Annotated in this window: 19 protein-coding genes and 1 pseudogene; 4 read left to right on the forward strand and 16 right to left on the reverse strand. The window is 71.8% G+C overall.

Going from position 1 to position 23,301, the window contains the following annotated elements; all coding sequences use genetic code 11:
• Positions 1–48: 48 nt before the first annotated feature.
• A pseudogene (locus HUV60_RS24865) lies at positions 49–406 on the reverse strand (ArsC/Spx/MgsR family protein).
• 231 nt (positions 407–637) lie between these two features.
• On the opposite strand from HUV60_RS24865, the gene HUV60_RS24870 reads away from it, so the two are divergent.
• Positions 638–946 (forward strand): hypothetical protein, encoded by a 309-nt coding sequence (locus HUV60_RS24870; RefSeq protein ID WP_257849422.1) that lies wholly within the window; start codon positions 638–640, stop codon positions 944–946.
• Positions 947–1,005: 59 nt separating this feature from the next.
• Here HUV60_RS24870 and HUV60_RS24875 read toward each other — a convergent pair whose 3' ends face one another.
• Together HUV60_RS24875 and glnA are read right to left on the reverse strand one after the other, a co-directional pair.
• Positions 1,006–1,266, reverse strand: a complete 261-nt coding sequence (locus HUV60_RS24875; RefSeq protein WP_257849423.1) for an SCO2583/SCO2584 N-terminal domain-containing protein — start codon at positions 1,264–1,266, stop codon at positions 1,006–1,008.
• A 278-nt stretch (positions 1,267–1,544) separates the two neighbouring features.
• On the reverse strand, positions 1,545–2,954 hold the full coding sequence (gene glnA / locus HUV60_RS24880) for a type I glutamate--ammonia ligase (RefSeq protein ID WP_257849425.1): 1,410 nt from the start codon (positions 2,952–2,954) through the stop codon (positions 1,545–1,547).
• A gap of 264 nt (positions 2,955–3,218) precedes the next feature.
• Between glnA and HUV60_RS24885 the strand changes: the two genes are divergently transcribed.
• Complete coding sequence (locus HUV60_RS24885) at positions 3,219–3,689, forward strand: RDD family protein (RefSeq protein WP_257849426.1); 471 nt, start codon at positions 3,219–3,221, stop codon at positions 3,687–3,689.
• A 112-nt stretch (positions 3,690–3,801) separates the two neighbouring features.
• Here HUV60_RS24885 and HUV60_RS24890 read toward each other — a convergent pair whose 3' ends face one another.
• The 4 genes from HUV60_RS24890 to lipB form a co-directional block, all read right to left on the reverse strand.
• Positions 3,802–4,503, reverse strand: coding sequence for a DUF4191 domain-containing protein (locus tag HUV60_RS24890; RefSeq protein ID WP_257849427.1), 702 nt, complete (start codon positions 4,501–4,503; stop codon positions 3,802–3,804).
• Positions 4,504–4,621: 118 nt separating this feature from the next.
• A complete protein-coding gene (locus HUV60_RS24895) occupies positions 4,622–4,825 on the reverse strand; it encodes an SCO2195 family GlnR-regulated protein (protein WP_257849428.1) in 204 nt (67 codons plus the stop codon).
• 285 nt (positions 4,826–5,110) lie between these two features.
• Positions 5,111–6,076, reverse strand: coding sequence for a lipoyl synthase (gene lipA / locus HUV60_RS24900; protein ID WP_257849430.1), 966 nt, complete (start codon positions 6,074–6,076; stop codon positions 5,111–5,113).
• Positions 6,077–6,216: 140 nt separating this feature from the next.
• Entirely contained in the window at positions 6,217–7,014 is a 798-nt protein-coding gene (gene lipB, locus HUV60_RS24905) for a lipoyl(octanoyl) transferase LipB (RefSeq protein WP_257849431.1), read from the reverse strand.
• Between the two features lie 370 nt (positions 7,015–7,384).
• On the opposite strand from lipB, the gene HUV60_RS24910 reads away from it, so the two are divergent.
• Entirely contained in the window at positions 7,385–8,851 is a 1,467-nt protein-coding gene (locus HUV60_RS24910) for a regulator (protein WP_257850241.1), read from the forward strand.
• Between the two features lie 41 nt (positions 8,852–8,892).
• Here HUV60_RS24910 and HUV60_RS24915 read toward each other — a convergent pair whose 3' ends face one another.
• The 3 genes from HUV60_RS24915 to HUV60_RS24925 all read right to left on the reverse strand — a co-directional run bounded on the left by HUV60_RS24915 (position 8,893) and on the right by HUV60_RS24925 (position 13,160).
• Entirely contained in the window at positions 8,893–10,287 is a 1,395-nt protein-coding gene (locus HUV60_RS24915) for an NAD(P)/FAD-dependent oxidoreductase (RefSeq protein WP_257849432.1), read from the reverse strand.
• A 738-nt stretch (positions 10,288–11,025) separates the two neighbouring features.
• A complete protein-coding gene (locus HUV60_RS24920) occupies positions 11,026–11,928 on the reverse strand; it encodes a TIGR01777 family oxidoreductase (protein ID WP_257849433.1) in 903 nt (300 codons plus the stop codon).
• A 47-nt stretch (positions 11,929–11,975) separates the two neighbouring features.
• Positions 11,976–13,160: a MarP family serine protease gene (locus HUV60_RS24925; RefSeq protein ID WP_257849434.1), complete on the reverse strand. Its 1,185-nt coding sequence runs from the start codon at positions 13,158–13,160 to the stop codon at positions 11,976–11,978.
• Between the two features lie 284 nt (positions 13,161–13,444).
• Between HUV60_RS24925 and HUV60_RS24930 the strand changes: the two genes are divergently transcribed.
• Positions 13,445–14,278, forward strand: a complete 834-nt coding sequence (locus tag HUV60_RS24930) for a peptidoglycan recognition protein family protein (RefSeq protein ID WP_257849435.1) — start codon at positions 13,445–13,447, stop codon at positions 14,276–14,278.
• On the opposite strand, the gene HUV60_RS24935 is transcribed toward HUV60_RS24930, so the two are convergent.
• From HUV60_RS24935 to lpdA, 6 genes are all read right to left on the reverse strand, one after another.
• Positions 14,245–14,766 carry a DUF4240 domain-containing protein gene (locus tag HUV60_RS24935; RefSeq protein ID WP_257849437.1) on the reverse strand — a complete coding sequence of 174 codons (522 nt, stop codon included), beginning with the start codon at positions 14,764–14,766 and terminating at the stop codon, positions 14,245–14,247. The two genes, HUV60_RS24930 and HUV60_RS24935, sit on opposite strands and share 34 nt — an antisense overlap.
• A gap of 50 nt (positions 14,767–14,816) precedes the next feature.
• A complete protein-coding gene (locus HUV60_RS24940; RefSeq protein ID WP_257849438.1) occupies positions 14,817–15,878 on the reverse strand; it encodes a helix-turn-helix transcriptional regulator in 1,062 nt (353 codons plus the stop codon).
• A 73-nt stretch (positions 15,879–15,951) separates the two neighbouring features.
• Entirely contained in the window at positions 15,952–18,654 is a 2,703-nt protein-coding gene (gene aceE / locus HUV60_RS24945) for a pyruvate dehydrogenase (acetyl-transferring), homodimeric type (protein WP_257849439.1), read from the reverse strand.
• Positions 18,655–18,922: 268 nt separating this feature from the next.
• Positions 18,923–19,546 (reverse strand): GntR family transcriptional regulator, encoded by a 624-nt coding sequence (locus tag HUV60_RS24950; protein WP_257849440.1) that lies wholly within the window; start codon positions 19,544–19,546, stop codon positions 18,923–18,925.
• Between the two features lie 359 nt (positions 19,547–19,905).
• Positions 19,906–21,735 (reverse strand): 2-oxoglutarate dehydrogenase, E2 component, dihydrolipoamide succinyltransferase, encoded by a 1,830-nt coding sequence (gene sucB, locus HUV60_RS24955; protein WP_257849441.1) that lies wholly within the window; start codon positions 21,733–21,735, stop codon positions 19,906–19,908.
• A 60-nt stretch (positions 21,736–21,795) separates the two neighbouring features.
• The gene (gene lpdA / locus HUV60_RS24960; protein ID WP_257849443.1) at positions 21,796–23,184 is read right to left on the reverse strand and encodes a dihydrolipoyl dehydrogenase; all 1,389 of its coding nucleotides are present in this window, start codon (positions 23,182–23,184) and stop codon (positions 21,796–21,798) included.
• Positions 23,185–23,301 lie beyond the last annotated feature (117 nt).

Here is a 23,301-nt window from a genome sequence, read left to right on the forward strand (position 1 = left end):
AGGTCCGGCCATCTCTCCGAAGTGGCCTGCGTCACAAGGGGCCGGTGTTCAGCGGGACAGGGCGTCCCGTACCGCCTCGCCGGTGCGGGCCACGACCGCCGTGCCGTCCTCGGCGGTGATGATCGGATGCTGGATCAGCCGGGGGTATCCGGAGAGCGCCGTGATCCAGCGCTCGCGCGATCCGTCGTCCCGCGGCCACTGCTTGCCCGAGCTCCTTGGCCGCGGCCTCCTGGGTGCGGGTGAGGTCCCACGGCTCAAGACCGAGCCGCTCCGGCACCTTCCGGATCTCGTCCGGGCCCGGTGCGTCCTCCAGGTAACGGCGGACGGTGTAGTCGGCGCCCTCGGCATCCAGCAGGCTGACGGCGCTCCGGCACTTGGAACAGGCCGGATCGATCCAGATCTCCATGCGCCCACGGTACGCCCGGCCCGGTTCTGTTCGATTCCTCAACGGCCTCACGACCCCCCTCCGAAGCAGCTGTTCCCCGGCCGTGATGTGCCATCTCACCTGGGCGTTCGACGGCTGCTCCAGGTTCCCCGAATGTCGGTGCCGGGCGGTAAACTGGGAGCAGTGTTCGAGGGTGTTGCCGGGGTCGGCGTGGATCCCGGTGGGCACCCTGACCGCGACAGGAGGATGCCTGTGCCCGCTGCCGCACTCAAGCCGATGCCCACCCAGTCCACAGCGAAGCGTGCCGTCCCGCTCGAAACGCCCTGCGCACCCGTGGCGAAGAGGCCGCTGCCGCCGGGCCGCCCGCGGGAGTGGTACGTGACGCACAACCGCCGCCTCAAGGCGATGAGGCTCGCCATCGCCCTGCTCGACTCCGGCGTCTACCTCCCCGACCAGGCCCGCAACGAGACGATCCGCGGCGCGGCCCAGCTGATCGGTGTACACCCTCCGTCGGACACGACCTGCCACATGGTCCGGGCGTTCATGCGCGACAACCGCTGAGCCGGTCCCCGGAAGGTGCCGGGCGCCCCGTTCCCCGGGGGTGCCCGGCCGCTCTGCGATCAGTACGGGCGGAAGTCGATGTAACCGAGGAAAACGATCACTGCGGCGACGCAGCCGAGGACCACGACGGTGGAGACCCAGGACGACGACGAGCGGCGGGACGCCCTGTGCTCGGGTTCGCCGCGGAACGGGACAGGGCCGGGAGGGCTGTCCTTCCAGCGCGCGGCGAGCATGCGGGCACGGGCCGACGGCTCCTTGAGCTCGGCCATGTCCGCCCACTTGATGTCGAACTCCCGCTCCTCGTCGTTCCTCTCGGGCATCCCCGTGACCTTTCTCGAACGACAGTGTCAGCTTCAATCATCCCTCGCAGGGCCCGCAGGGGAAAGTGCCTTCCGGCACATGCGGGCGCCTCGCCGCGGTATGCGGCCGCCACCTGGGGCCATGCCCCGTGGTACGTCGGCTCCTCGCCCATGGTGGCGACCCCGGTGTCCGCGAGGACGGAGCCCGGACAGGACGACGAGGGCCGCCACCCCGGCAGGGGTGGCGGCCCTCACGGCGTTCCTGGCGTGCCGACGGTGGGCGCCCGGCTGCCGCGGGCCTACACGTCGAAGTACAGCTCGAACTCGTGCGGGTGCGGGCGCAGGGCCAGCGGGGCGATCTCGTTCGCGCGCTTGAAGTCGATCCACGTCTCGATCAGGTCCGGCGTGAAGACGTCGCCCTGGAGGAGGAACTCGTGGTCGGCCTCGAGGCGGTCGAGGACGGCGCCGAGCGAGGTCGGGACCTGCGCCACGCCGGCGTGCTCCTCGGGGGCCAGCTCGTAGAGGTCCTTGTCGATCGGCTCGGCCGGCTCGATCTTGTTCTTGATGCCGTCCAGGCCCGCGAGCAGCAGCGCCGAGAACGCCAGGTACGGGTTGCCGGAGGCGTCCGGGGCGCGGAACTCGACGCGCTTGGCCTTCGGGTTCGAGCCGGTGATCGGGATGCGCATCGCGGCGGAACGGTTGCGCTGCGAGTACACCAGGTTCACCGGGGCCTCGAAGCCCGGCACCAGACGGTGGTACGAGTTCACCGTCGGGTTGGTGAAGGCCAGCAGCGACGGGGCGTGCTTGAGGATGCCGCCGATGTAGTAGCGGGCCATGTCCGACAGACCGGCGTAACCCTGCTCGTCGTAGAACAGCGGGGAGCCGCCCGACCACAGCGACTGGTGGACGTGCATGCCCGAGCCGTTGTCACCGAAGATCGGCTTCGGCATGAAGGTCGCGGTCTTGCCGTTGCGCCAGGCGACGTTCTTCACGATGTACTTGAAGAGCTGCAGGTCGTCGGCGGCCGCGAGCAGGGTGTTGAACTTGTAGTTGATCTCGGCCTGGCCGGCCGTGCCCACCTCGTGGTGCTGGCGCTCGACCTTCAGACCGGCCCGGTCCAGCTCCAGGGAGATCTCGGCGCGCAGGTCGGCGAAGTGGTCGACCGGCGGGACCGGGAAGTAGCCGCCCTTGTAGCGGACCTTGTAGCCGCGGTTGTCCTCCAGCGCACCGGTGTTCCAGGCGCCCGCCTCGGAGTCGATGTGGTAGAAGGACTCGTTCGCCGAGGTGCTGAAGCGCACGCTGTCGAACACGTAGAACTCGGCCTCGGGGCCGAAGAAGGCGGTGTCCGCGATGCCGGTGGAGGCGAGGTAGGCCTCGGCCTTCTTGGCGACGTTGCGCGGGTCGCGGGAGTACTGCTCGCCCGTGATCGGGTCGTGGATGAAGAAGTTGACGTTCAGCGTCTTGTCACGGCGGAACGGGTCGACCCTGGCGGTCGTCAGGTCCGCGCGCAGCGCCATGTCGGACTCGTGGATGGCCTGGAAACCGCGGATCGAGGATCCGTCGAAGGCCAGTTCCTCATCGGGGTTGAACGCCTCAACAGGCACCGTGAAGTGCTGCATCACGCCCGGGAGGTCGCAGAAGCGGACGTCGACGAACTTGACGTCCTCGTCCGCGATGAACTTCTTGGCCTCGTCGGCGTTCTGGAACATCCAGCTCCTCCTACTCCCGACCGTCCCGCCGGGGTGGTAGATCGTTCGTGCGGCCAGTGAGGGCGGCCCACGCTGCCCCCGACCCTAGGGACGGGTGGTTTCTCGGGCGTGACCCATTTGTTTCGCACAAGTTAACCGGCCCATCTCTCACGGTAGCCCGGTGACGTTCCGCCGTCGGGTCCTCCTCCTCCCCGCCCAGCCCCGGCCCCTCTCCGGTCCACCCCGCCCTCCCCCGGTCGTGCGGGAGCGCAGTACCGTGGTCGGGTGGACAACAGGCAGGCAATCGGATCGTGGCTCTCCGGGCCGCGCGCGGCCATGGAAGACGCCGGCGCCGACTTCGGGTACCGGGGCGAGCAACTGGGGCTGCCGGAAAACGGACCGGGCTCCATCGCCCGTCCGGGGCGCAGGATCGGCGCCCTGTTCGTCGACTGGGCGCTGTGCGTCCTGATCGCATACGGCCTCATCACCGACGGCTACGACGGACAGACGACCAGCAACTGGGCGCTCCTGGTGTTCCTCGCCCTGAGCGTCCTCACCGTCGGCACGGTCGGGTTCACCCCCGGAAAGCGGCTCTTCGGCCTGCGCGTCGTCGCCGTCGGCAGCGGCCGGGTCCAGCCGGTGCGCGGCCTGGTCCGCTCGGCGCTGCTCTGCCTGGCCCTCCCCGCCCTGATCTGGGACTGCGACGGCCGCGGCCTGCACGACCGGCTCGCCCGCACGGTCGAGGTACGCGTCTGAAGCACCGGCTGTCACGACGCCCGTATGACGAAGGAGGGGCGCCCGGAACCATTCCGGGCGCCCCTCCTTCGTCATACGGGTCCTTCGTCATGCAAGCGCCGTGTGCGGGGCCTCAGCGGGCCTTCGGGCCGCCCTTCGGGAGCTTCATGCCCTTGGGCATCGGGCCCTTCGGCAGGGGCATGTTGCTCATCAGGTCACCAAGGGCGCGCAGCCGGTCGTTGGTCGCGGTGACCTGCGGGCCCGTGAGCACGCGGGGCAGCTTGAGCATGGTCGTGCGCAGCTTCTTCAGCTCGATCTGGCCCTCGCCCGTGCCCACGACCATGTCGTGCACCGGGACGTCCGCGACGATGCGGTTCATCCGCCTCTTCTCGGCGGCGAGCAGGCTCTTCACCCGGTTCGGGTTGCCCTCGGCGATCAGCACGATGCCGGCCTTGCCGACCGCGCGGTGCACCACGTCCTGGTTGCGGTTCATCGCCACGGCGGGGGTCGTGCTCCAGCCCCGGCCGACGTTGTCCAGTACGGCCGCGGCAGCGCCCGGCTGTCCCTCCATCTGCCCGAAGGCCGCTCGCTCGGCCCTGCGCCCGAACACGATCGCCGTCGCGAGGAAGGCGAGCAGGAAGCCCAGGACGCCGAGATAGATGGGGTAACCGATCAAGAAGCCGATCGCGAGGAAGACACCAAAGGTGACGATTCCGACAGCCGCGAGTACAAGACCGATTTTTTTGTCGGCCCTGCGGGTCATCTTGTAGGTCAGAGCGATCTGCTTCAGTCGCCCGGGGTTCGCAGCATCCGCTGCGGTTTCCTTCCTCGCCATGCGACGAAGTCTACGTGCCCCCAGGAGCGAGGACGACGGCAGTGTCCGTGAGGGGCCGGGCGGAGAACGGGAAGGCAGCGGGCGGGTGACGGCCGGTGCCGTGCGGCGGCGGGAGGGATCAGAGACTGATGACGTTCGGGGACTGGTCGAGCACGTGCTGTGCCTCGACCCGGTCCTTGGCGCGACGGCGGTCCTCCAGCACGGAGGTCCAGGCGTTGCGGCGGGCGGTGCGCTGGCCACCGCTCATCAGGAGCGACTCGACGGCGCGCAGGGCGGTACCGAAGGACGGGATGGCGGTGGCACGGACGGGCGCGGCCTGCATCGTGGAGGTCCCCCTCGAAACATCTTCGGGTACGGGAGTACGTGGCGTGATTCCAGGGTCACTCCTTGGTGTTACCAGGACGTGACCCGCCGGTCAAACGGACATGAAGCCGAGATTCGGGCCCGGTGAAAGCCGGCGCGGCCCCGGCGTACGCCCTCATCTGCGAGGACGGCAGGGGCCGCGTTCCCTCGGCCGTTACTTATCGGTAGTATCTTGTGCTCAGATTCACACGCATGCCTCATGCGTGCCCGCCCCCGTCCCGGAGCGGGCGGGGGCGACGCCGTGTCAGACGGCCTGCGCCGCGACGTACGTCCCGCGCTTCTCGACCGCCATCTGGTACAGGCGGCCGGCACGGTACGAGGAGCGGACCAGCGGGCCGGACATCACACCGGAGAAGCCGATCTGCTCGGCCTCCTCCTTCAGTTCCACGAACTCGTGCGGCTTCACCCAGCGGTCGACGGGGTGGTGGCGCACCGACGGGCGCAGGTACTGCGTGATGGTGACGAGCTCGCAGCCGGCGTCGTGCAGCTGCCTCAGCGCCTCGCCGACCTCCTCGCGGGTCTCGCCCATGCCGAGGATCAGGTTCGACTTGGTGACCAGACCGTGGTCCCGGGCGGCGGTGATGACCCTCAGGGAGCGGTCGTAGCGGAAGCCGGGGCGGATCCGCTTGAAGATGCGGGGCACGGTCTCGACGTTGTGCGCGAACACCTCGGGGCGGGAGGAGAAGACCTCCTCCAGCTGCTCCGGGACGGCGTTGAAGTCGGGGGCCAGCAGCTCGACCTTGGTGCGGCCGGTCTCGCGCGCGGCGGTCTGCGCGTGGATCTGGCGCACCGTCTCGGCGTACAGCCAGGCGCCGCCGTCCTCCAGGTCGTCACGGGCGACGCCGGTGATGGTGGCGTAGTTCAGGTCCATGGTGACCACGGACTCGCCCACGCGGCGCGGCTCGTCACGGTCGAGGGCCTCGGGCCTGCCGGTGTCGATCTGGCAGAAGTCGCAGCGCCGTGTGCACTGGTCGCCGCCGATGAGGAAGGTCGCCTCGCGGTCCTCCCAGCACTCGTAGATGTTCGGGCAGCCGGCTTCCTGGCAGACCGTGTGCAGGCCCTCGCTCTTCACGAGGTTCTGCATCTTCGTGTACTCGGGCCCCATTTTCGCCCGCGTCTTGATCCACTCGGGCTTGCGCTCGATGGGGGTCTGGCTGTTGCGGACCTCCAGGCGCAGCATCTTGCGTCCGTCGGGTGCGACTGCGGACACATCGGCTCCCTAGCTTCGATTCTTCGGCGTACACCAGCGTACGCCCGTGTTTGTCGGGCCTACCGGTCAGGCCAACCTCCGAGAGGCGGGGCCCATTCCCGGGCGCGAGGCCAGGGCCTCGCGCCCGGGAACGGGCCGGATCAGGCGCTCGTGCGGACGATCTCCCGGGGCTTCGGATCGGCGTGCTGCAGGATGTCCCGCAGGTGGCGCTCGACGACCGGGAGCACCTCGTCGATCGCGATGTCGCGGCCCAGCTCGGCCGCGAGGGAGGTGACGCCCGCGTCGCGGATGCCGCACGGGATGATCCGGTCGAACCACTTGTTGTCCGGCTGCACGTTGTACGAGAAGCCGTGCATGGTGACGCCCTTGGCCACTCGGATCCCGATGGCCGCGAGCTTGCGGTCCTCGCGGCGCTGGCCGGCGTTGGAGGGCGCGTACTCGGGGCCGTTCAGCCGCGGGTCGAACTCCTCGTCGGTCAGGCGGGGGTCGAAGTCCAGGGAGAGGCCGCCGAGTACCGGGCGCTGTTCCACCGGGTCGCCCAGCACCCACACCCCGCTGCGGCCCTCGATACGGGTGGTCGTCACGCCGAACTCCGCGGAGGTGCGGATCAGCGCCTCCTCCAGGCGCCGTACGTGCGCCACCACGTCCACCGGGCGGGGCAGCTTCTGGATCGGGTAGCCCACCAGCTGGCCGGGACCGTGCCAGGTGATCTTGCCGCCGCGGTCCACGTCGACGACCGGGGTCCCGTCCAGGGGACGCTCGCTGTCCTGGGTGCGCCGGCCGGCCGTGTAGACCGGGGGGTGCTCCAGCAGGATCACGGTGTCGGGCACCTCGTCGGTGAACCGCGCCGCGTGCACCCGGCGCTGTTCGTCCCAGGCCACCTGGTAGTCGACGGCCTCGGCCCCGAAACCCATTCGGACGAACCGCAACTCACTCACGGGCGAGCGCCTCCCGGACGGTAGTAAGGAGTAGGACAAAAGAGGTAAGGCGGCGAGGCGTGAGATGCCGTAAGGCACGAAACGCCCCCAAGCCACTGTACGACCGTACGACCGGTCGCTGTTCCGGCGCCCACGGGGCGCCGGTTCCTCCAGGCTCCGGTCTCCGGCCGCTGTCCGCCATCCGCTGTCGGACGTCAGCAGTGACGCCAATCCTCACACGATCGGATGAATGCCGATCGAAGGCCGCAACCAGATGTTTACCCTCCGCTACATTCGCGCCGTCCAGCAGGCCATAAGAGCTGCTCATGGGCTGCTCATGGGCAATCCGGGCGCCACCACGTCCGCCGGAAGGCAGGAGACCGCACCGCAGATGTCGGAACGACCCGCGCAGCGCACCCCCAACCGCCAGCTCGCCGCGCTCATCGCAGAAGCGGGGTTCTCCAACGCGGGACTCGCCCGTCGCGTGGACCAGCTCGGTCTCGAACACGGGCTCGACCTGAGATACGACAAGACCTCCGTCACCCGCTGGCTGCGTGGGCAGCAGCCCAGAGGCACCACACCCGCGCTCATCGCCGAGGTCTTCACCCGGCGCCTCGGCCGTCGGCTCACCGCCCAGGACCTCGGCCTGGACGCCTGCGCCCCCGTCTACGCGGGGCTGGAGTTCGCCGCCTCCCCCGACGAGGCCGTCGACATCGTCAGCGGCCTGTGGCGCAAGGACTCCGGCAGCCACGCCGAGCTGCGCAAGATCGCCTTCACCTTGGCGGGGCTCGTCGTACCGAGCCGGGACTGGCTCATCGGCCGGGCCGACGAGAAGGTGGCCCGTGCCGAGCCGCCGGTCCGCGTCCCCGCCCAGATCCGCCCGGCGGGCGGACCGGCGGGGCGGCAGTCCGCGTTCGGCGTCCGCCGCCGGAACGCCGCCGAACGCGGCCCCGGCCAGCGGGTCACCGGCGGTGACATCGCCGCCCTGCGCTCGGTCGGCGAGCTGTTCCGTGCCCTCGACGACGCCTACGGCGGCGGCCACGCGCGCCAGGCGCTGGTGCGCTACCTGGAGCACGAGTGCGAGCCGATGCTGCGCGGCAGCTACGGCGAACAGACAGGCCGCCGCCTGTTCGCCGCCGTCGCCGACCTGACCCGGCTGGCCGGCTGGACGTCGTACGACATCGGTGCGCACGGGCTCGCCCAGCGCTACTTCGTCCAGGCGCTCCGCCTCTCCCAGGCGGCCGCCGACCGGACCTACGGCGCATACGTCCTGGTCACCATGAGCCGGCAGGCCGTCTACCTCGGCCACGGCCGGGAGGCGGTCCAGCTGGCGCGAGTGGCCCAGCAGGGCGCGGGCGGCTCCACCCCGCCCCTGGTACAGGCCCTGCTGCACGCCGCCGAGGCACGCGGGCACGGGGTGCTCGGCGAGGTCCGGGCCTGCATCGCCGCCCTGGTACGCGCCGAACGCGCCCTGGAGAGCGCCCGGCCCGACGACGAGATCCCGCACTGGGTGCGCTTCTTCGACGAGGCCCAGCTCGCCGACGATTTCGGCCACTGCCACCGGGACCTCCAGCAGTTCCGGGCCGCCGCCCAGCACGCGGAGCGCTCGCTGCAACTGCGCGCCCCCGGTTACGCCCGCAGCCGTCTGTTCTGCCGGGTCGTCCTCGCCACCGCCCGCCTCGGCCTCGGCGAACTCGACCAGGCCTGCCTCCTCGCCGCCGAGGCGGCCGGCCAGGCCGCCGAGATGCGCTCGGTACGGGCGGTGGAGTACGTCCGTGACTTCGAACGCCGCCTGGAGCCCTACCGCGACGCGGCCCCGGTCCGTGTCTACCGGGACAGGATCGCGGCGTACGGCTGAGCCGGGGGTGCCGGCGGGCGGTGTGCCGGGCGCCGGGACGGTCAGGCCGCTCGCGCCGTGGGGAGGGCATCGGCCGTGTGCAGGGGGCGGTTCACGCCCAGGTCCGCCAGGATCGCGGCCGCGGCGCGGCGGCCCGAGTGCAGGGCGCCCTGCACGGTGCTGGTGTCGCGGTGGTCGCCGCACACGTACAGGCCCGCCAGCAGCCGTACCGGGCGGCGCAGATCGTGCGGTGGAGGCGTCGCCGGCACGGCGTCGGCGGTGTGGTGGACCGCCAGGGTCTGCCAGCGCGCCGTCGACATGCCGTACAGCCTGGACAGGTGTACGCGCACGCCCGTGTCGACCTGCGCTCCGGGCGGGCCCAGGACCGTGGACGACACCAGCGCGCGGCCGGCCGGGGCCCGGGACGGGTCGACCAGGCTGACCACCGCCGTGTGCGCCACCGGGCCGCCCCGGTCGGCTTCCAGGAGCAGCGAGGCCCCGGTCTTTGGCGGCTCGTCGGCCGCGTGGTGCACCACCGTCACCGGGTGGAAGTCCGGCACCCGCAGGCCCGGCAGCAGCTGTGCGGCGGCGCGCGCGTCCGTCGCGATCAGCACCGCGCGGCAGCGGAACTCGCCGTGTTCGGCGGTGGTCACCGAGGTCGTCGAGACGGAGGTGACCCGGACACCGGTGTGCAGCGTGTCCGGTGGCAGGCCCCGGGCCAGCATTTCCGGGAGTGCCTGCGCACCGCCCTCCGGCAGGCACAGTCGTCCGGCCGCGAAGGCGCGCAGCGCGAGATCCGCGCACCGGCTGGACGTGGTGAGGTCCGGGTCGCACAACAGCGCGGTGAGCAGCGGACGGAGGAAGCCGTCGACGGTACGGGTCGGCAGGCCGCGTGCCACCAGGGCCTCGGCGGCGGTCGACTCCGGCCGGGCCAGCAGCCGTTCCACCGGTGTGCCCGCGAGCCGGGTGAACGCGGCACCCAGCCGGGCCTGGTCGACGGCGGTGCCCAGCGGGGCGCCGGTCCGGCTCCGGGGAGCGGACACCTGCCGTCCGGGGACGGCCACCGGCCTCCTGGGCGCCGCCCCCGCCCGGGGGGCGCTTGCGAGGGCGCGTACCGCATGGAGTGCTCCCCTTGCTCCCCTCGCGCCGTTGGGTACGCCCGCGTGGTGGTGCCGTCCGTCGCTGTGCAGCAGGACCCGGGGCGCGAACGGGCGCAGCACGAGCCCGTCCAGGCCCGCGGCCGGCCGCGGTCCGGGATACGCCGTGGACAGCAACTGACCGGTTCTGTCGAGCCGGAAACCGTCGACCTTCTCCGTGGCCATCCGGCCACCCACCCTGTGGGCGGCCTCCAGGACCACGGTGGTGACTCCTGCGCTGGTCAGTCGTCGCGCCGCAGAGAGTCCGGCGGTCCCGGCCCCCACAACGACGACGTCCGCCTGGTACGTGGGCTCAAACACGTGCCCCTCCTCGAGGTTGCGCGGACGCTGGAGACGTCATGCCCCCAACAGGCTCCAGGGATAACCGAGTTCTACTCGAGGTTAGGTCCGGGAAGGCGTGTGGGGAGTCGCGCATCGACAGGGGCACGGGCGCACGGCGGTCGCATGCGGCCTTCTGGACGTGCCCCTCACGGTCACCGAGGGCGCGCCGCGCGCCGGCCGCCCGCGCACTCGGCGCCAGCCCCCGCCCCAACCGTCGGGGTCCGCACCCTGCCTCAACCGTCCGGGCTTGCCCCCCGCCCAACCGTCCGGGCTCGACCCCCCTCACGGTCACCGAGGGCGCGCCGCGCGCCGGCCGCCCGCGCACTCGGCGCCAGCCCCCGCCCCAACCGTCGGGGTCCGCACCCTGCCTCAACCGTCCGGGCTCGACCCCCGCCCAACCGTCCGGGCTCGACCCCCCTCACGGTCACCGAGGGCGCGCCGCGCGCCGGCCGCCCGCGCACTCGGCGCCAGCCCCCGCCCCAACCGTCGGGGTCCGCACCCTGCCTCAACCGTCCGGGCTCGACCCCGACGTCTTCTGCTCGGCGTCCGGCATCCGGTGCCCTCCGCTCGGCATCCGGTTGCCGGCGTCCTGTGGATCGGCTGCCCGTCGCTGTCTCCCTCCGGAGGGCGTCGAAGCCGGAGCCCGTCGAGCCCGGAACCCGTCGCACCGGGCGCCCGCAGGGCTTTCGGGCCGGCGCCCGTCGCGCCCTCGCCCCGTCACAGTGCCGCGCGGATCGATCCCTCGATGTCCGGGAACGCGAACCGGAACCCCGACTCCAGCAGCCGCGTCGGCAGCACCCGGGCACTGCCCAGCACGTCCTGGGCCATCTCGCCGAGCACCGTCCGCAGCACCGGCGCCGGTACCGCGAACACCGCCGGCCGGCGCAGCACGCGCCCCATCGCCTCGGTGATCTCACGGTTGGTCGCCGGGTGCGGCGCGGTCAGGTTGAACGGTCCGGACAGCCCCTCGGTGTCGAGGAGATGGCGCAGGGCGGCCACCTCGTCGTGCAGGGCGATGTACGACCAGTACTGGCGCCCGTCGCCCAGCCGCCCGCCCAGCCCGGCCCGGAACAGCGGGAAGAGCCTGCCCCACGCCCCGCCCCCGCGGGCCACCACGAGCCCGGTCCGGGCGAACACCGTCCGCACCCCCGCCTCCCGGACCGGTGCCGCGGCGTCCTCCCACTCGACGCACAGCTCCGGCAGGAAACCCGAGCCCGCCGGCGCGCTCTCGTCGACCGTCCGGTCACCGGTCTCGCCGTAGTAGCCGATCGCGCTGCCGTTCACGAACACCCGCGGCCGTACGTCCCGCTCCAGCCCGGCGACCGCCTCGGCGAGTGCTGTGGTGCCCCGCACCCGGCCGGTGCGGATCCGCTCCTTGTACTCGGGTGTCCAGCGGCGGTCGCCCACCCCCGCGCCGGCGAGATTGACCACGGCGTCGCACCCTGCGAGCCCGGCCGCGTCCACGGACCCCCGCTCCGGGTCCCACCGCACCTCGTCCTCCGTGCGGGGTGTCCTGCGCACCAGGCGCACCACCGTGTGCCCGTCGGCGGTCAGGGACCGTACGAGTGCGCCGCCGATGAGGCCGGACGCACCGGCCACCGCGATTCGGGAAGATTCCATGGTTCCATCCTGCCCCGCAGCCCGGACATCGCGGCGGACCCGCCGCCCTATGACGTCACGAGTTCCCCGGTGCCGACCGGCGCCGTCGCGCCGGCCGCGCGCTCCGCGTCCTCGGCGACCTCGGCCGCGGTCAGGACGTAGCCGGTCTTCGCGTCCGAGGTGGACCGGGCGAACACCACGCCGAACACCCGCCCGTCGGTGGTCAGCAGTGGTCCGCCGGAGTTGCCGGGGCGCACGGTGGAGCGGACGGAGTAGATTTCGCGGGTGACGGCCCGGTCGCCGTAGATGTTCTGCCCCCTCGCCTGCACCCGGTTCGCGACCGTCGCCGCCTGGAGGTTCAGGTCGCCGTCCTGCGGGTAGCCCGCGACGACCGCCGAGTCGCCGCGGTCGGCGTCCTCGATGAACCGGAGGACGGGGGCCCGCAGTCCGGGCACGTACAGCACGGCCACGTCCTTCTGCGGGTCGAACAACACCACCCGGGCCTCGTACGCCCGCCCGACACCGCCGACCCGCACGGTCGGCTCGTCGATGCCGGCGACCACATGGGCGTTGGTCATCACGTGCTCCGTCGCGTACACGAAGCCGCTGCCCTCGCGGCCCTGGAGACCCGCGACGCCCTCGACCTTCACGGTGCTCCGCTGGGCGGCCCGGGTGGCGGCCGCGGTGACGCTGTCACCGGAGGGCTCGGCGACCTCGGCCGTCGACTCGCTCTCGAACGGGTTGAAGACCTGCGGGAAGCCCGCCTCGGTCAGCGCCGAGGTGGCCCGCGAGAACCACGCGGGGGTGGTGTCCGGCATCACCTCGTGAACCGCGCCGAGCAGCCGCGAGTCCCGGATCGCGGAGGTGATCAGCGGGGACGAGGAGGCGCCCAGGACGGACGCGAGCACCCAGGCCACGACCAGCACGGCCACCGAGTTGGCCACCGCCCCGCCCACCCCGTCCGCCACCCGCAGCGGCCCCCGGTCCAGCTCCCGACGCAGCCTGAGCGCCAGCCGCCCCGCCACTTCATGGGCCACGGCCGCCGGCAGCAGCACCGTGAGCAGGGCCGTCACCGTCGCCCCGGTCGTCCCCGGGGTCACCAGGCCCATCACCCAGGGCAGAATCCACACGCCGACGACCGCACCGCCCACGAAACCGGCCAGCGACACGCAGCCGGCCAGCAGGCCGCGCCGGTAGCCGGACGCCGCGTAGGCCATGACGACCAGCAACAGCAGGATGTCGAGCAGGTCCACGCACGCCGCCTTTCTCTCGGGCCCTCTCATACGTGGGGGAGGGGCCCGGTGATCAGCCACACGCGGGTGACCACCGGGGAGCGGCCGCACACGTGTGTACCCGGAAGAACGCCGGGGACCCGGACGATGGTTCCACCGGTCGCCGCGGCCACGTCGCGCGGCGGCCCGATCCGACCCACAGTGAAGACATGCGTGCCCTCACGAGACCAAGGGGAGCGCGGCTGCGCCGTGCTTCCCGGATACCCGGAGGCCCCGGCCGCACAGGCCTGCCCAGAGCCGTCAGAGTGCTGTTCGGCTGTCTGCCGGGCGTCGCCGCGGCGGCCGCCCTGGCGCTGTGCGCGTACGGCGTCGAACGGGCCGCGGAGTCCTCGTCCGCCGCTTCCGTCACCGTCCGCGAGAGGGCCGCCCACACGGCGCCCAGGCCGCCCATCGTGTCGAGAACGGCCTGGGTGGGTGACGCCGGCCGCGAACAGCCGCCCCCGCGCTACGACGACGAGGTCGTCGCCGTCTTCGTCCACCACACCGACTCGCCCAACGATTACGACTGCGCCGAGGCCCCCACCAACATCCGCAACCTCTACGAGGGCCAGACCAACGCCCGGGAGTGGGACGACATCGGCTACAACTTCGTCGTCGACCGGTGCGGCACCATCTACGAAGGCCGCGCCGGTGGCACCGACCGTCCCGTCACCGGCGCCCACACCCAGGGCTTCAACCACCGCACCACGGGCATCGCCGCGCTCGGCACCTTCACCGCAGGGGTGCCCGTGCCGCCCGCCATGGAGCACGCGATCGCCGAGCTGGCCGCCTGGAAGCTCGGCCTGTCCGGCACCGACCCGCGATCCGACGTCCGGCTGGTCTCCAGCAATGGCGGCAGCAGGTACGCGGCCGGCACCACCGCCATGCTGCCCGCCCTCGCGGGCCACAGCGACGGTTTCATGACCAGCTGCCCGGGCGCCGCCCTGCACGCCCGCCTGCCGAAGATCAGGGAGGCGGCGGCGGAGCTCCAGGGCCGCTGGCCGGACGCCGGACACCGGCAGGAGAAGCAGCGGGAAGAGGCACAGGAGAAGACGCAGGACCGGGCTCAGGACCTGAACCGGTCCCAGAGCCGGGGATAGCGTTCGGCGAGCCGGGAGTCGTCCTCGAAGTCGACGGGGGTGCCCTCGGGTTCGGCCGGGCCCGCGGGGAGATCCAGGTCGGGGGCCACGGTACCGGTGAGCTGCTCGTACGCCTCGTCCGCCGCGTAGCCGAGCTCCGCGCCGTCGCCGTCGATCTCCTCGTCGAAGTCGCCCAGCAGGCCGGCCAGGGAGTCCGGGTCGTGCAGCGCGCCCTCGAAGACCTCGCGGCCCTGGCCGATCAGCCAGCACCGGAAGAAGTCGAAGGCGTCGTCGCTCGCCCCGTCGAGGAGCACCCAGGCGGCGCCCCACAGGTCCCAGCGGTAGGCGCGGTGGTAGCGGGACTCGAAGTGCCGGGCGAAGTCGAGGACCGCCTCCGGGTCCATCCGAGCGAGCCGCTCCTCGAGCAGATCGGCCTGCTCCTCCGGGTCGCCCTCGGCGTCCTCGCGGGCGGCGTCGACCAGCTCCCAGAACTCCGTCTCGTCCATCACGCGTCAAGCATCGGCCCTGGAACCGTCGGACGCACCCCGGATCACGCGGATCACTCCGGTCCGTACAGCAGGGCCAGCCGTACGGTCTGGGCGGCGAACCGCTCCCGCAGCGACGCCGGTGCCAGGACCTCCACCTCGGGGCCCAGCGCCGTCAGCTGAGTGCGCGCGACCTCCTCGGACTCCACCGGCAGGGTCACCGTCACCCATCCGTCGCCGTCGGCTCCTGTCCCGGCCGCCTCGGCCAGCGCCTTTCGCGCGGCCGCAGGGTCCACGGCGTGCGGCAGCGCGCGCATCCCCTCGGGAGACAGCCGTACCACCACCTCCGCCCGCAGGATCGAGCGTGCGAACTGCTCCGCCCGCTCCTCCCAGAAGGCGGGCAGGTCGAACTCCGGGTCGCGCTCGAAGCGTTCCGCCCCCGCTTTGCGCACCGCCCCCGCCTCGTCCGCCTCCCGCACCGGTTCCACCACGGTGAACCGGTCGATCCGGTACACCCGGTACCCCTGGGGGGACCCGGGCCCCGCCGCCCCCTGTCCCGGTCCCTCCTGCGACGGCACCCGCGCGCACAGGTACCAGACACCCGCCTTGAGTACGAGCCCGTACGGCTCCAGCTCCCGCTCCACCTCGGCGTCCCCGCGCCGGTAGCGCGCGACGACCCGGCGGTCGTCCCACACCGCGTCCGCCACGGCAGGCAGCAGCTCGGGCGCAGGCACCTCGCAGAACCAGTTCGGGGCGTCCAGGTGGAAGCGTTGGGCCGCCGTCCGCGGCGCGTCCCGCAGGGACGGCAGCAGTGCGGCCGACACCTTCAGCCGGGCCGCGGAGGCCGTGTCCTCCAGCCCCATCTCGCGCAGCGCGCCCGGCACCCCGGACAGGAACAGTGCCTCCGCCTCACCGCGGGCCAGACCCGTCAACCTGGTCCGATAGCCGCCGACCAGCCTGTACCCGCCGGTTCGCCCGCGGTCCGCGTACACCGGCACCCCGGCCTCGGACAGGGCCTGCGCGTCCCGGGTGACGGTCCGCTCCGACACCTCCAGCTCGCGCGCCAGTTCGGCGGCGGTCATGGAGGGCCGGGACTGGAGCAACAGCACCATCTTGATCAGCCGGGCAGCACGCATGGCGTCCATGATGCGGCAGGAGGTCCCCGCCGCGGCGGGGACCTCCTGCCGTCGAACCCGAAGACCCCAGGTCCTACAGGCCGTACTTCTCGCGCGCTTCCTTCACGGCCGTCGCCCGTACCTCGCCGCGCCGGGCGAGCTGCGCCAGCGCCGTGACGACGACGGACTCGGCGTCGACCCCGAAGTGGCGGCGGGCCGCCTCACGGGTCTCGGAGAGGCCGAAGCCGTCGGCGCCCAGCGAGATGTAGTCCTGCTCGACCCACTGCGCGATCTGGTCGGGGACCTGGCGCATGTAGTCGGACACCGCCAGCACCGGACCCTCGGCACCCCGGAGCGCCTGCCGGACGTACGGCACCCGCTCCTCGCCGCGCAGCAGCGCCTCGTCCGCCTCCATGGCGTCCCGGCGCAGCTCGGTCCACGACGTCGCCGACCACACGTCGGCCGCCACCCCCCACTCCTCGGCGAGCATCCGCTGCGCCTTCAGCACCCAGTGGATCGCCGTACCGGAACCGAGCAGCTGGATCCGCGCCGCGTTGGCCGCGGGGGTGAGCCCGGCCGACCCCGCCGTGTTGAAGCGGTACAGGCCCTTGAGGATGCCCTCGTCGATCCCGGCGGCCGACGGCTTGGCCGGCTGCGGGAGCGGCTCGTTGTAGACCGTCAGGTAGTAGAAGACGTTCTGGTCCTCGCCCGGGGCCGCCTCGCCGTACATCCGGCGCAGACCGTCCTTGACGATGGTGGCGATCTCGTACGCGAAGGCCGGGTCGTAGCTCAGCGCGGCCGGGTTGGTCGCCGCGATGACCGGCGAGTGGCCGTCGGCGTGCTGGAGGCCCTCACCGGTGAGCGTGGTGCGGCCGGCGGTGGCACCGACGAGGAAACCGCGGCCGAGCTGGTCGCCGAGCTGCCACATCTGGTCGGCCGTGCGCTGCCAGCCGAACATCGAGTAGAAGATGTAGAACGGGATCATCGCCTCGCCGTGCGTCGCGTACGACGTGGAGGCGGCGATGAAGTCGGCCATGGAACCGGCCTCGGTGATCCCCTCGTTGAGGATCTGGCCGTTCTCGGCCTCCTTGTAGTACATCAGCTGGTCGCGGTCGACCGGCTCGTACGTCTGGCCCTTGGGCGAGTAGATGCCGAGTGAGGGGAAGAGCGACTCCATGCCGAAGGTGCGCGCCTCGTCGGGGACGATCGGCACCCAGCGCCTGCCGGTCTCCTTGTCGCGGACCAGATCCTTGACCAGGCGGACGAACGCCATGGTGGTGGCCACGTTCTGCGAGCCGGAGCCCTTGTCGAAGGCGGCGAACGCCTTGTCCGCCGGGGCCGGCAGCGGGGCGGCGGGGTGCACACGGCGGGCCGGGGCCGGACCGCCGAGGGCCGCGCGCCGCTCCTGGAGGTAACGGACCTCGGGGGAGCCCGCGCCCGGGTGGCCGTAGGGGACCACGCCGTCGACGAAGTCGCTGTCCTTGACCGGAAGCTCGAGGCGGTCGCGCATCGCCTTGAACTCGTCCACCGACAGTTTCTTCATCTGGTGGTTGGCGTTCTTCGAGGCGAAGCCCTCGCCGAGCGTGTGGCCCTTGACCGTCTGGGCCAGGATCACGGTCGGCGCGCCCGTGTGGGAGAGTGCAGCGCGGTAGGCGGCGTAGACCTTGCGGGCCTCGTGGCCGCCGCGCGAGAGGTGGAAGCACTCGACGATCTTGTCGTCGCTCAGCAGCTTCGCCATCTCGACGAGCGCCGGGTCCTTGCCGAAGAAGTCCTCGCGGATGTAGGCGGCGTCGCGGGTCTGGTACGTCTGGACCTGCGCGTCGGGTACCTCGCGCAGGCGGCGGACCAGCGCGCCGGTGGTGTCCAGCTGGAACAGCTCGTCCCAGGCGGTACCCCACAGGCTCTTGACCACGTTCCAGCCGGCGCCGCGGAACTGGGCCTCCAGCTCCTGCACGATCTTGAAGTTGGCGCGGACCGGGCCGTCGAGCCGCTGCAGGTTGCAGTTGATGACGAAGGTCAGGTTGTCCAGGCCCTCGCGGGAGGCGAGGGTGAGCGCGGTGGTGGACTCCGGCTCGTCCATCTCGCCGTCGCCGAGGAACGCCCACACGTGGGAGTTCGACAGGTTCTTGATGCCGCGGCTGGTCAGATAGCGGTTGAACCGCGCCTGGTAGATCGCGGAGATCGGGCCGAGGCCCATCGACACCGTGGGGAACTCCCACAGCCACGGCAGGCGCCGAGGGTGCGGGTAGGACGGCAGTCCCTCGCCGCCGGCCTCGCGGCGGAAGTTGTCGAGGTGCGCCTCGGTCAGCCTGCCGTCGAGGAAGGCGCGGGCGTAGATGCCGGGGGAGGCATGGCCCTGGATGTAGAGCTGGTCGCCGGAGCCGTCACCCTCCTTGCCGCGGAAGAAGTGGTTGAAGCCGGTCTCGTAGAGCCAGGCCGCGGAGGCGAAGGTGGCGATGTGGCCGCCGACGCCGTGCTTGCTGCCGCGGGTCACCATCGCCGCCGCGTTCCAGCGGTTCCACGCGGTGATGCGGGACTCCATCGCCTCGTCGCCGTCCACGGCGGGCTCGGCGGCGGTGGGGATGGTGTTGACGTAGTCGGTCTCGAGAAGCTGCGGCAGCGCCACGCCGGCGCCCTCGGCGCGCTCCAGCGTACGGCGCATCAGGTACGCGGCCCGGTGCGGTCCGGCGGCCTTGGCGACGGCGTCGAGGGAGGCCTGCCATTCGGCGGTCTCCTCGGGGTCGCGGTCCGGGAGCTGGTCCAGCTCGCTCGGCTGGATGGCCTTGGGGTCGGTCATGTCGCCGCCTTCCTCAGTCGAAGGGGGTTCCCTCATCGGTAAGGGTTCGGGGGTGCCCTTGGTCTTTGGCAGGACAGGGCTGGGGCTCTGGTGGAGACCCCGCAGGTGACCATAACCCGCTGATCGATGATCGATCAAAGGGTTCAGGTGAAAATCTCTTGATTTCAAGAAAGTCGGCACGCGGTGCCCGGTCGAATGGCACCGAGTGACGCGAGAAAGGGGGTGTCTTCGCAGGTGAGCAAGGGTCTTCGCGGACTCCGTGCCGGGCTCACGCCCGGGGTGCGCACCCCAGCACATGAGCCTTCACGATCTCCGCGATCCGGGGGTCACGGCGGCGGAACGCGGCCACCAGGTCCTGGTGCTCCTCCGCGTACGACTGCTGGACCGTGCCCAGCCAGCGGATGGACAGGGCGGTGAAGACCTCGATGCCCAGGCCCTCCCAGGTGTGCAGCAGTACCGAGTTGCCGGCCGCGCGGACCAGTTCGCGGTGGAAGGCGACCGTGTGCCGCACCTGGCCCGTGCCGTCGGCGACGCGGTCGGCCTCGTACAGCGCGGCGACGTGCGGCTCCAGCGCCGAGCAGTCCTCCGCCAGCCGCCCCGCCGCCAGTTCCGCGGCGATCGCCTCGAGACCGGCCCGCACCGGGTAGCTCTCCTCCAGGTCGGTGGCCGAGAGGTTCCGCACCCGGACGCCCTTGTTGGGCGCCGACTCGATCAGCCGCAGCGACTCCAGCTCGCGCAGCGCTTCCCTCACCGGCGTCTGGCTGACCTCGAGCTCCGTCGCGATCCGGCGCTCCACGATCCGCTCGCCCGGCTGCCAGCGTCCGCTGATGATCCCTTCCAGGATGTGCTCGCGGATCTGCTCGCGCAGCGAGTGGACGACGGGCGCGGTCATGAGGGCTCCTTGAACAGGACTCGTGAATCCGAGACAGCCGCCCGACGGGCCCCGTCGAGGGGCGGCGGACGGGCGACGGACAGGACCCTTGAGGACGATTGACCCTTAGACAATACGGCTGTGACGCAGCCCGGGAGGGGCGCACAGGGCGCTTTCGACCAGGTGAGACGAGGCTTACACGGCGCATACGGCCCAGCCCGCGACGGATGCGCCCAGACCCGCCCGGCCCCGTGCCCCGCCCCGCCCGCCTGGCCCGCGCCCCGTAGGCCGAGCCCCGCACACGACGGTGCCCCCGCCCGGAGACTTCCGGACGGGGGCACCGGTGACCGGGGTCGGCGACCCGGTTCAGCGGCCGTGGATCACAGGCCGAGCTCGACCTCGAACTCGCCCGCCTCCAGGATCGCCTTGACCGAGTTCAGGTACCGGGCCGCGTCGGCACCGTCCACCAGACGGTGGTCGTAGGAGAGGGTCAGGTACGTCATGTCGCGGACGCCGATGACCGTGCCCTCCTCCGTCTCGATGACGGCCGGACGCTTTACCGTGGCACCGATGCCGAGGATCGCGACCTGGCCCGGAGGCACGATGATCGTGTCGAACAGCGCGCCGCGCGAACCGGTGTTGCTGATGGTGAAGGTCCCGCCGGACAACTCGTCCGGGGTGATCCTGCCCGCCCGGACCTTGCCCGCCAGGTCGGCCGTGGCCTTGGAGATACCGGCGATGTTGAGGTTACCGGCGTTCTTGATGACCGGGGTCATCAGGCCCTTCTCGGAGTCCACCGCGATACCGATGTGCTCGGTGTCGAAGTAGGTGATGGTCCCCTCGGCCTCGTTGATCCGGGCGTTGACGGCCGGGTGGGCCTTCAGCGCCTGGGCCGCGGCCTTGACGAAGAACGGCATCGGGGAGAGCTTGACGCCCTCACGGGCCGCGAACGCGTCCTTGGCCCGCGTACGCAGCTTCATCAGCCGTGTGACGTCGACCTCGACGACCGAGGACAGCTGCGCCTGCTCCCGCAGGGCCTTGACCATGTTGTCGCCGATGACCTTGCGGATCCGCGGCATCTTCACGGTCTGACCGCGCAGCGGCGACGCCTCGAGGGCCGGGGCCCGCTTGGCGGCCGGGGCGGCCTGCTGCGCGGGAGCCTCCGCCGGGGCGGCCTTCGCGGCCTCGGCCGAGGCGACCACGTCCTGCTTGCGGATCCGGCCGCCGACGCCGGTGCCCTTGACGGTGGACAGGTCGACGCCGTGCTCGGCGGCGAGCTTGCGCACCAGCGGGGTCACATAGGCGCCCTCGTCGGTCGGCTGGGCCGCGGCCGGGGCGGCCTGCTGCGGAGCCGGGGCGGCCTGCGGGGCGGGAGCCGGGGCCGGAGCGGGCGCCGGGGCGGCCTGTGGGGCGGGAGCCGGGGCCGGAGCGGGCGCCGGAGCGGGCGCCGGAGCGGCCTGCTGCGGAGCCGGGGCGGGCGCCGGAGCCGGGGCGGGCTCCGGGGCGGGCTCGGGCTGCGCCGGGGCGGCCGGAGCCTGCTCGGCAGCCGCCGGAGCGGCCCCCGGAGCGCCGATGACGGCGAGCTTGGCGCCCACCTCGGCGGTCTCGTCCTCGCCGACCGTGATCTCCAGCAGCACACCCGAGGTGGGCGCCGGGATCTCGGTGTCGACCTTGTCGGTGGAGACCTCGAGCAGCGGCTCGTCGGCCTCGACGCTGTCACCGACCGACTTCAGCCAGCGGGTGACGGTGCCCTCGGTGACGGACTCGCCGAGTGCGGGCAGGACCACGTCGGTGCCCTCGGCGGTGCCGCCGCCGGAGGCCTCGGCGGTGGGAGCGGGCGCCGGGGCGGCCTGCTCGGTGGACGGTGCGGCCTGGGCCGGCTCGGGAGCCGGTGCGGCGGGCTGTTCGGCCTGCGGGGCGGGCTCGGCGGGCTGTTCGGCCTGCGGAGCCCGCTCGGCCGCCGGGGCGCCGGTGCCGTCGTCGATCAGGGCCAGTTCGGCGCCGACCTCGACGGTCTCGTCCTCGGCGACCTTGATGGAGGACAGCACGCCGGCGGCCGGAGAGGGGATCTCGGTGTCGACCTTGTCGGTGGAGACCTCGAGCAGCGGCTCGTCGGCCTCGACACGCTCGCCCTCGGCCTTCAGCCAGCGGGTGACAGTGCCCTCGGTGACGCTCTCGCCGAGCGCCGGAAGGGTTACGGAAACCGCCATGGTTTCGGTTGCTCCTTAGAAGTGCGGAAGTCTGTGTCGTCGCGCCCGTGACCGAAGAGGTCAGTCGTGGGAGTGGAGGGGCTTGCCCGCGAGGGCAAGGTGAGCCTCGCCGAGCGCCTCGTTCTGCGTCGGGTGGGCGTGGACCAGCTGGGCGACCTCGGCAGGCAGCGCCTCCCAGTTGTAGATCAGCTGTGCTTCGCCGACCTGCTCGCCCATACGGTCGCCGACCATGTGGACGCCGACCACCGCACCCTCCTTGACCTGGACGAGCTTGATCTCGCCCGTGGTCTTGAGGATCTTGCTCTTGCCGTTGCCCGCCAGGTTGTACTTCAGGGCGACGACCTTGTCCGCACCGTAGATCTCCTTGGCCTTGGCCTCGGTGATGCCCACGGAGGCGACCTCGGGGTGGCAGTACGTCACCCGGGGCACGCCGTCGTAGTCGACGGGGACGGTCTTCAGACCGGCCAGCCGCTCCGCCACGAGCATGCCCTCGGCGAAGCCGACGTGCGCGAGCTGGAGCGTCGGGACGAGGTCGCCGACCGCGGAAACGGTCGGGATGTTGGTCCGCATGTACTCGTCGACCAGGACGTAGCCGCGGTCCATGGCGACCCCGGCCTCCTCGTAGCCGAGGCCCTGCGAGACCGGGCCGCGGCCGATGGCGACGAGCAGGACCTCGGCCTCGAACTCCTTGCCGTCGGCGAGGGTGACCTTCACGCCGTCCTGGGTGTACTCGGCCTTCTGGAAGAAGGTGCCCAGGTTGAACTTGATGCCCCGCTTGCGGAACGCCCGCTCCAGCAGCTTCGAGCTGTTCTCGTCCTCGACCGGGACGAGGTGCTTGAGGCCCTCGACGATGGTCACGTCGGTGCCGAAGGACTTCCAGGCGGAGGCGAACTCGACGCCGATGACGCCGCCGCCCAGCACGATCGCGGACTTCGGCACACGGTCCAGGACGAGGGCGTGGTCGGAGGAGATGATCCGGTTGCCGTCGATCTCCAGGCCCGGCAGCGACTTCGGCACGGAGCCGGTCGCCAGCAGGATGTGGCGGCCCTGGACCCGCTGACCGTTCACGTCGACGGAGGTCGGCGACGACAGCCGGCCCTCACCCTCGATGTAGGTCACCTTGCGTGAGGCGATGAGACCCTGCAGGCCCTTGTACAGGCCCGAGATCACATCGTCCTTGTACTTGTTGACGGCCGCCATGTCGATGCCCTCGAAGGTGGCCTTCACGCCGAACTGCTCGCTCTCGCGGGCCTGGTCGGCGATCTCGCCCGCGTGCAGCAGGGCCTTGGTGGGAATGCACCCGTTGTGCAGGCAGGTACCGCCGACCTTGTCCTTCTCGATCAGGGCGACGTCCAGGCCCAGCTGCGCCCCGCGCAGGGCCGCGGCATAACCACCGCTGCCACCGCCGAGGATCACTAGGTCGAAAACGGTGCTGGCGTCGTTCGCCACGTCACGTCCTCCATGCATGTGCGCCACGCCGGTCTCCAGTGACCGGTCGGCGGCTGGTGTCCGGCCGCTCTTTTGCCTTCGGCCCTTCGGTGGGGCCCTGTCCTGCCGAGCCCTATC

This window comes from Streptomyces sp. KMM 9044, from assembly GCF_024701375.2.
Classification (GTDB): Bacteria; Actinomycetota; Actinomycetes; order Streptomycetales; family Streptomycetaceae; genus Streptomyces.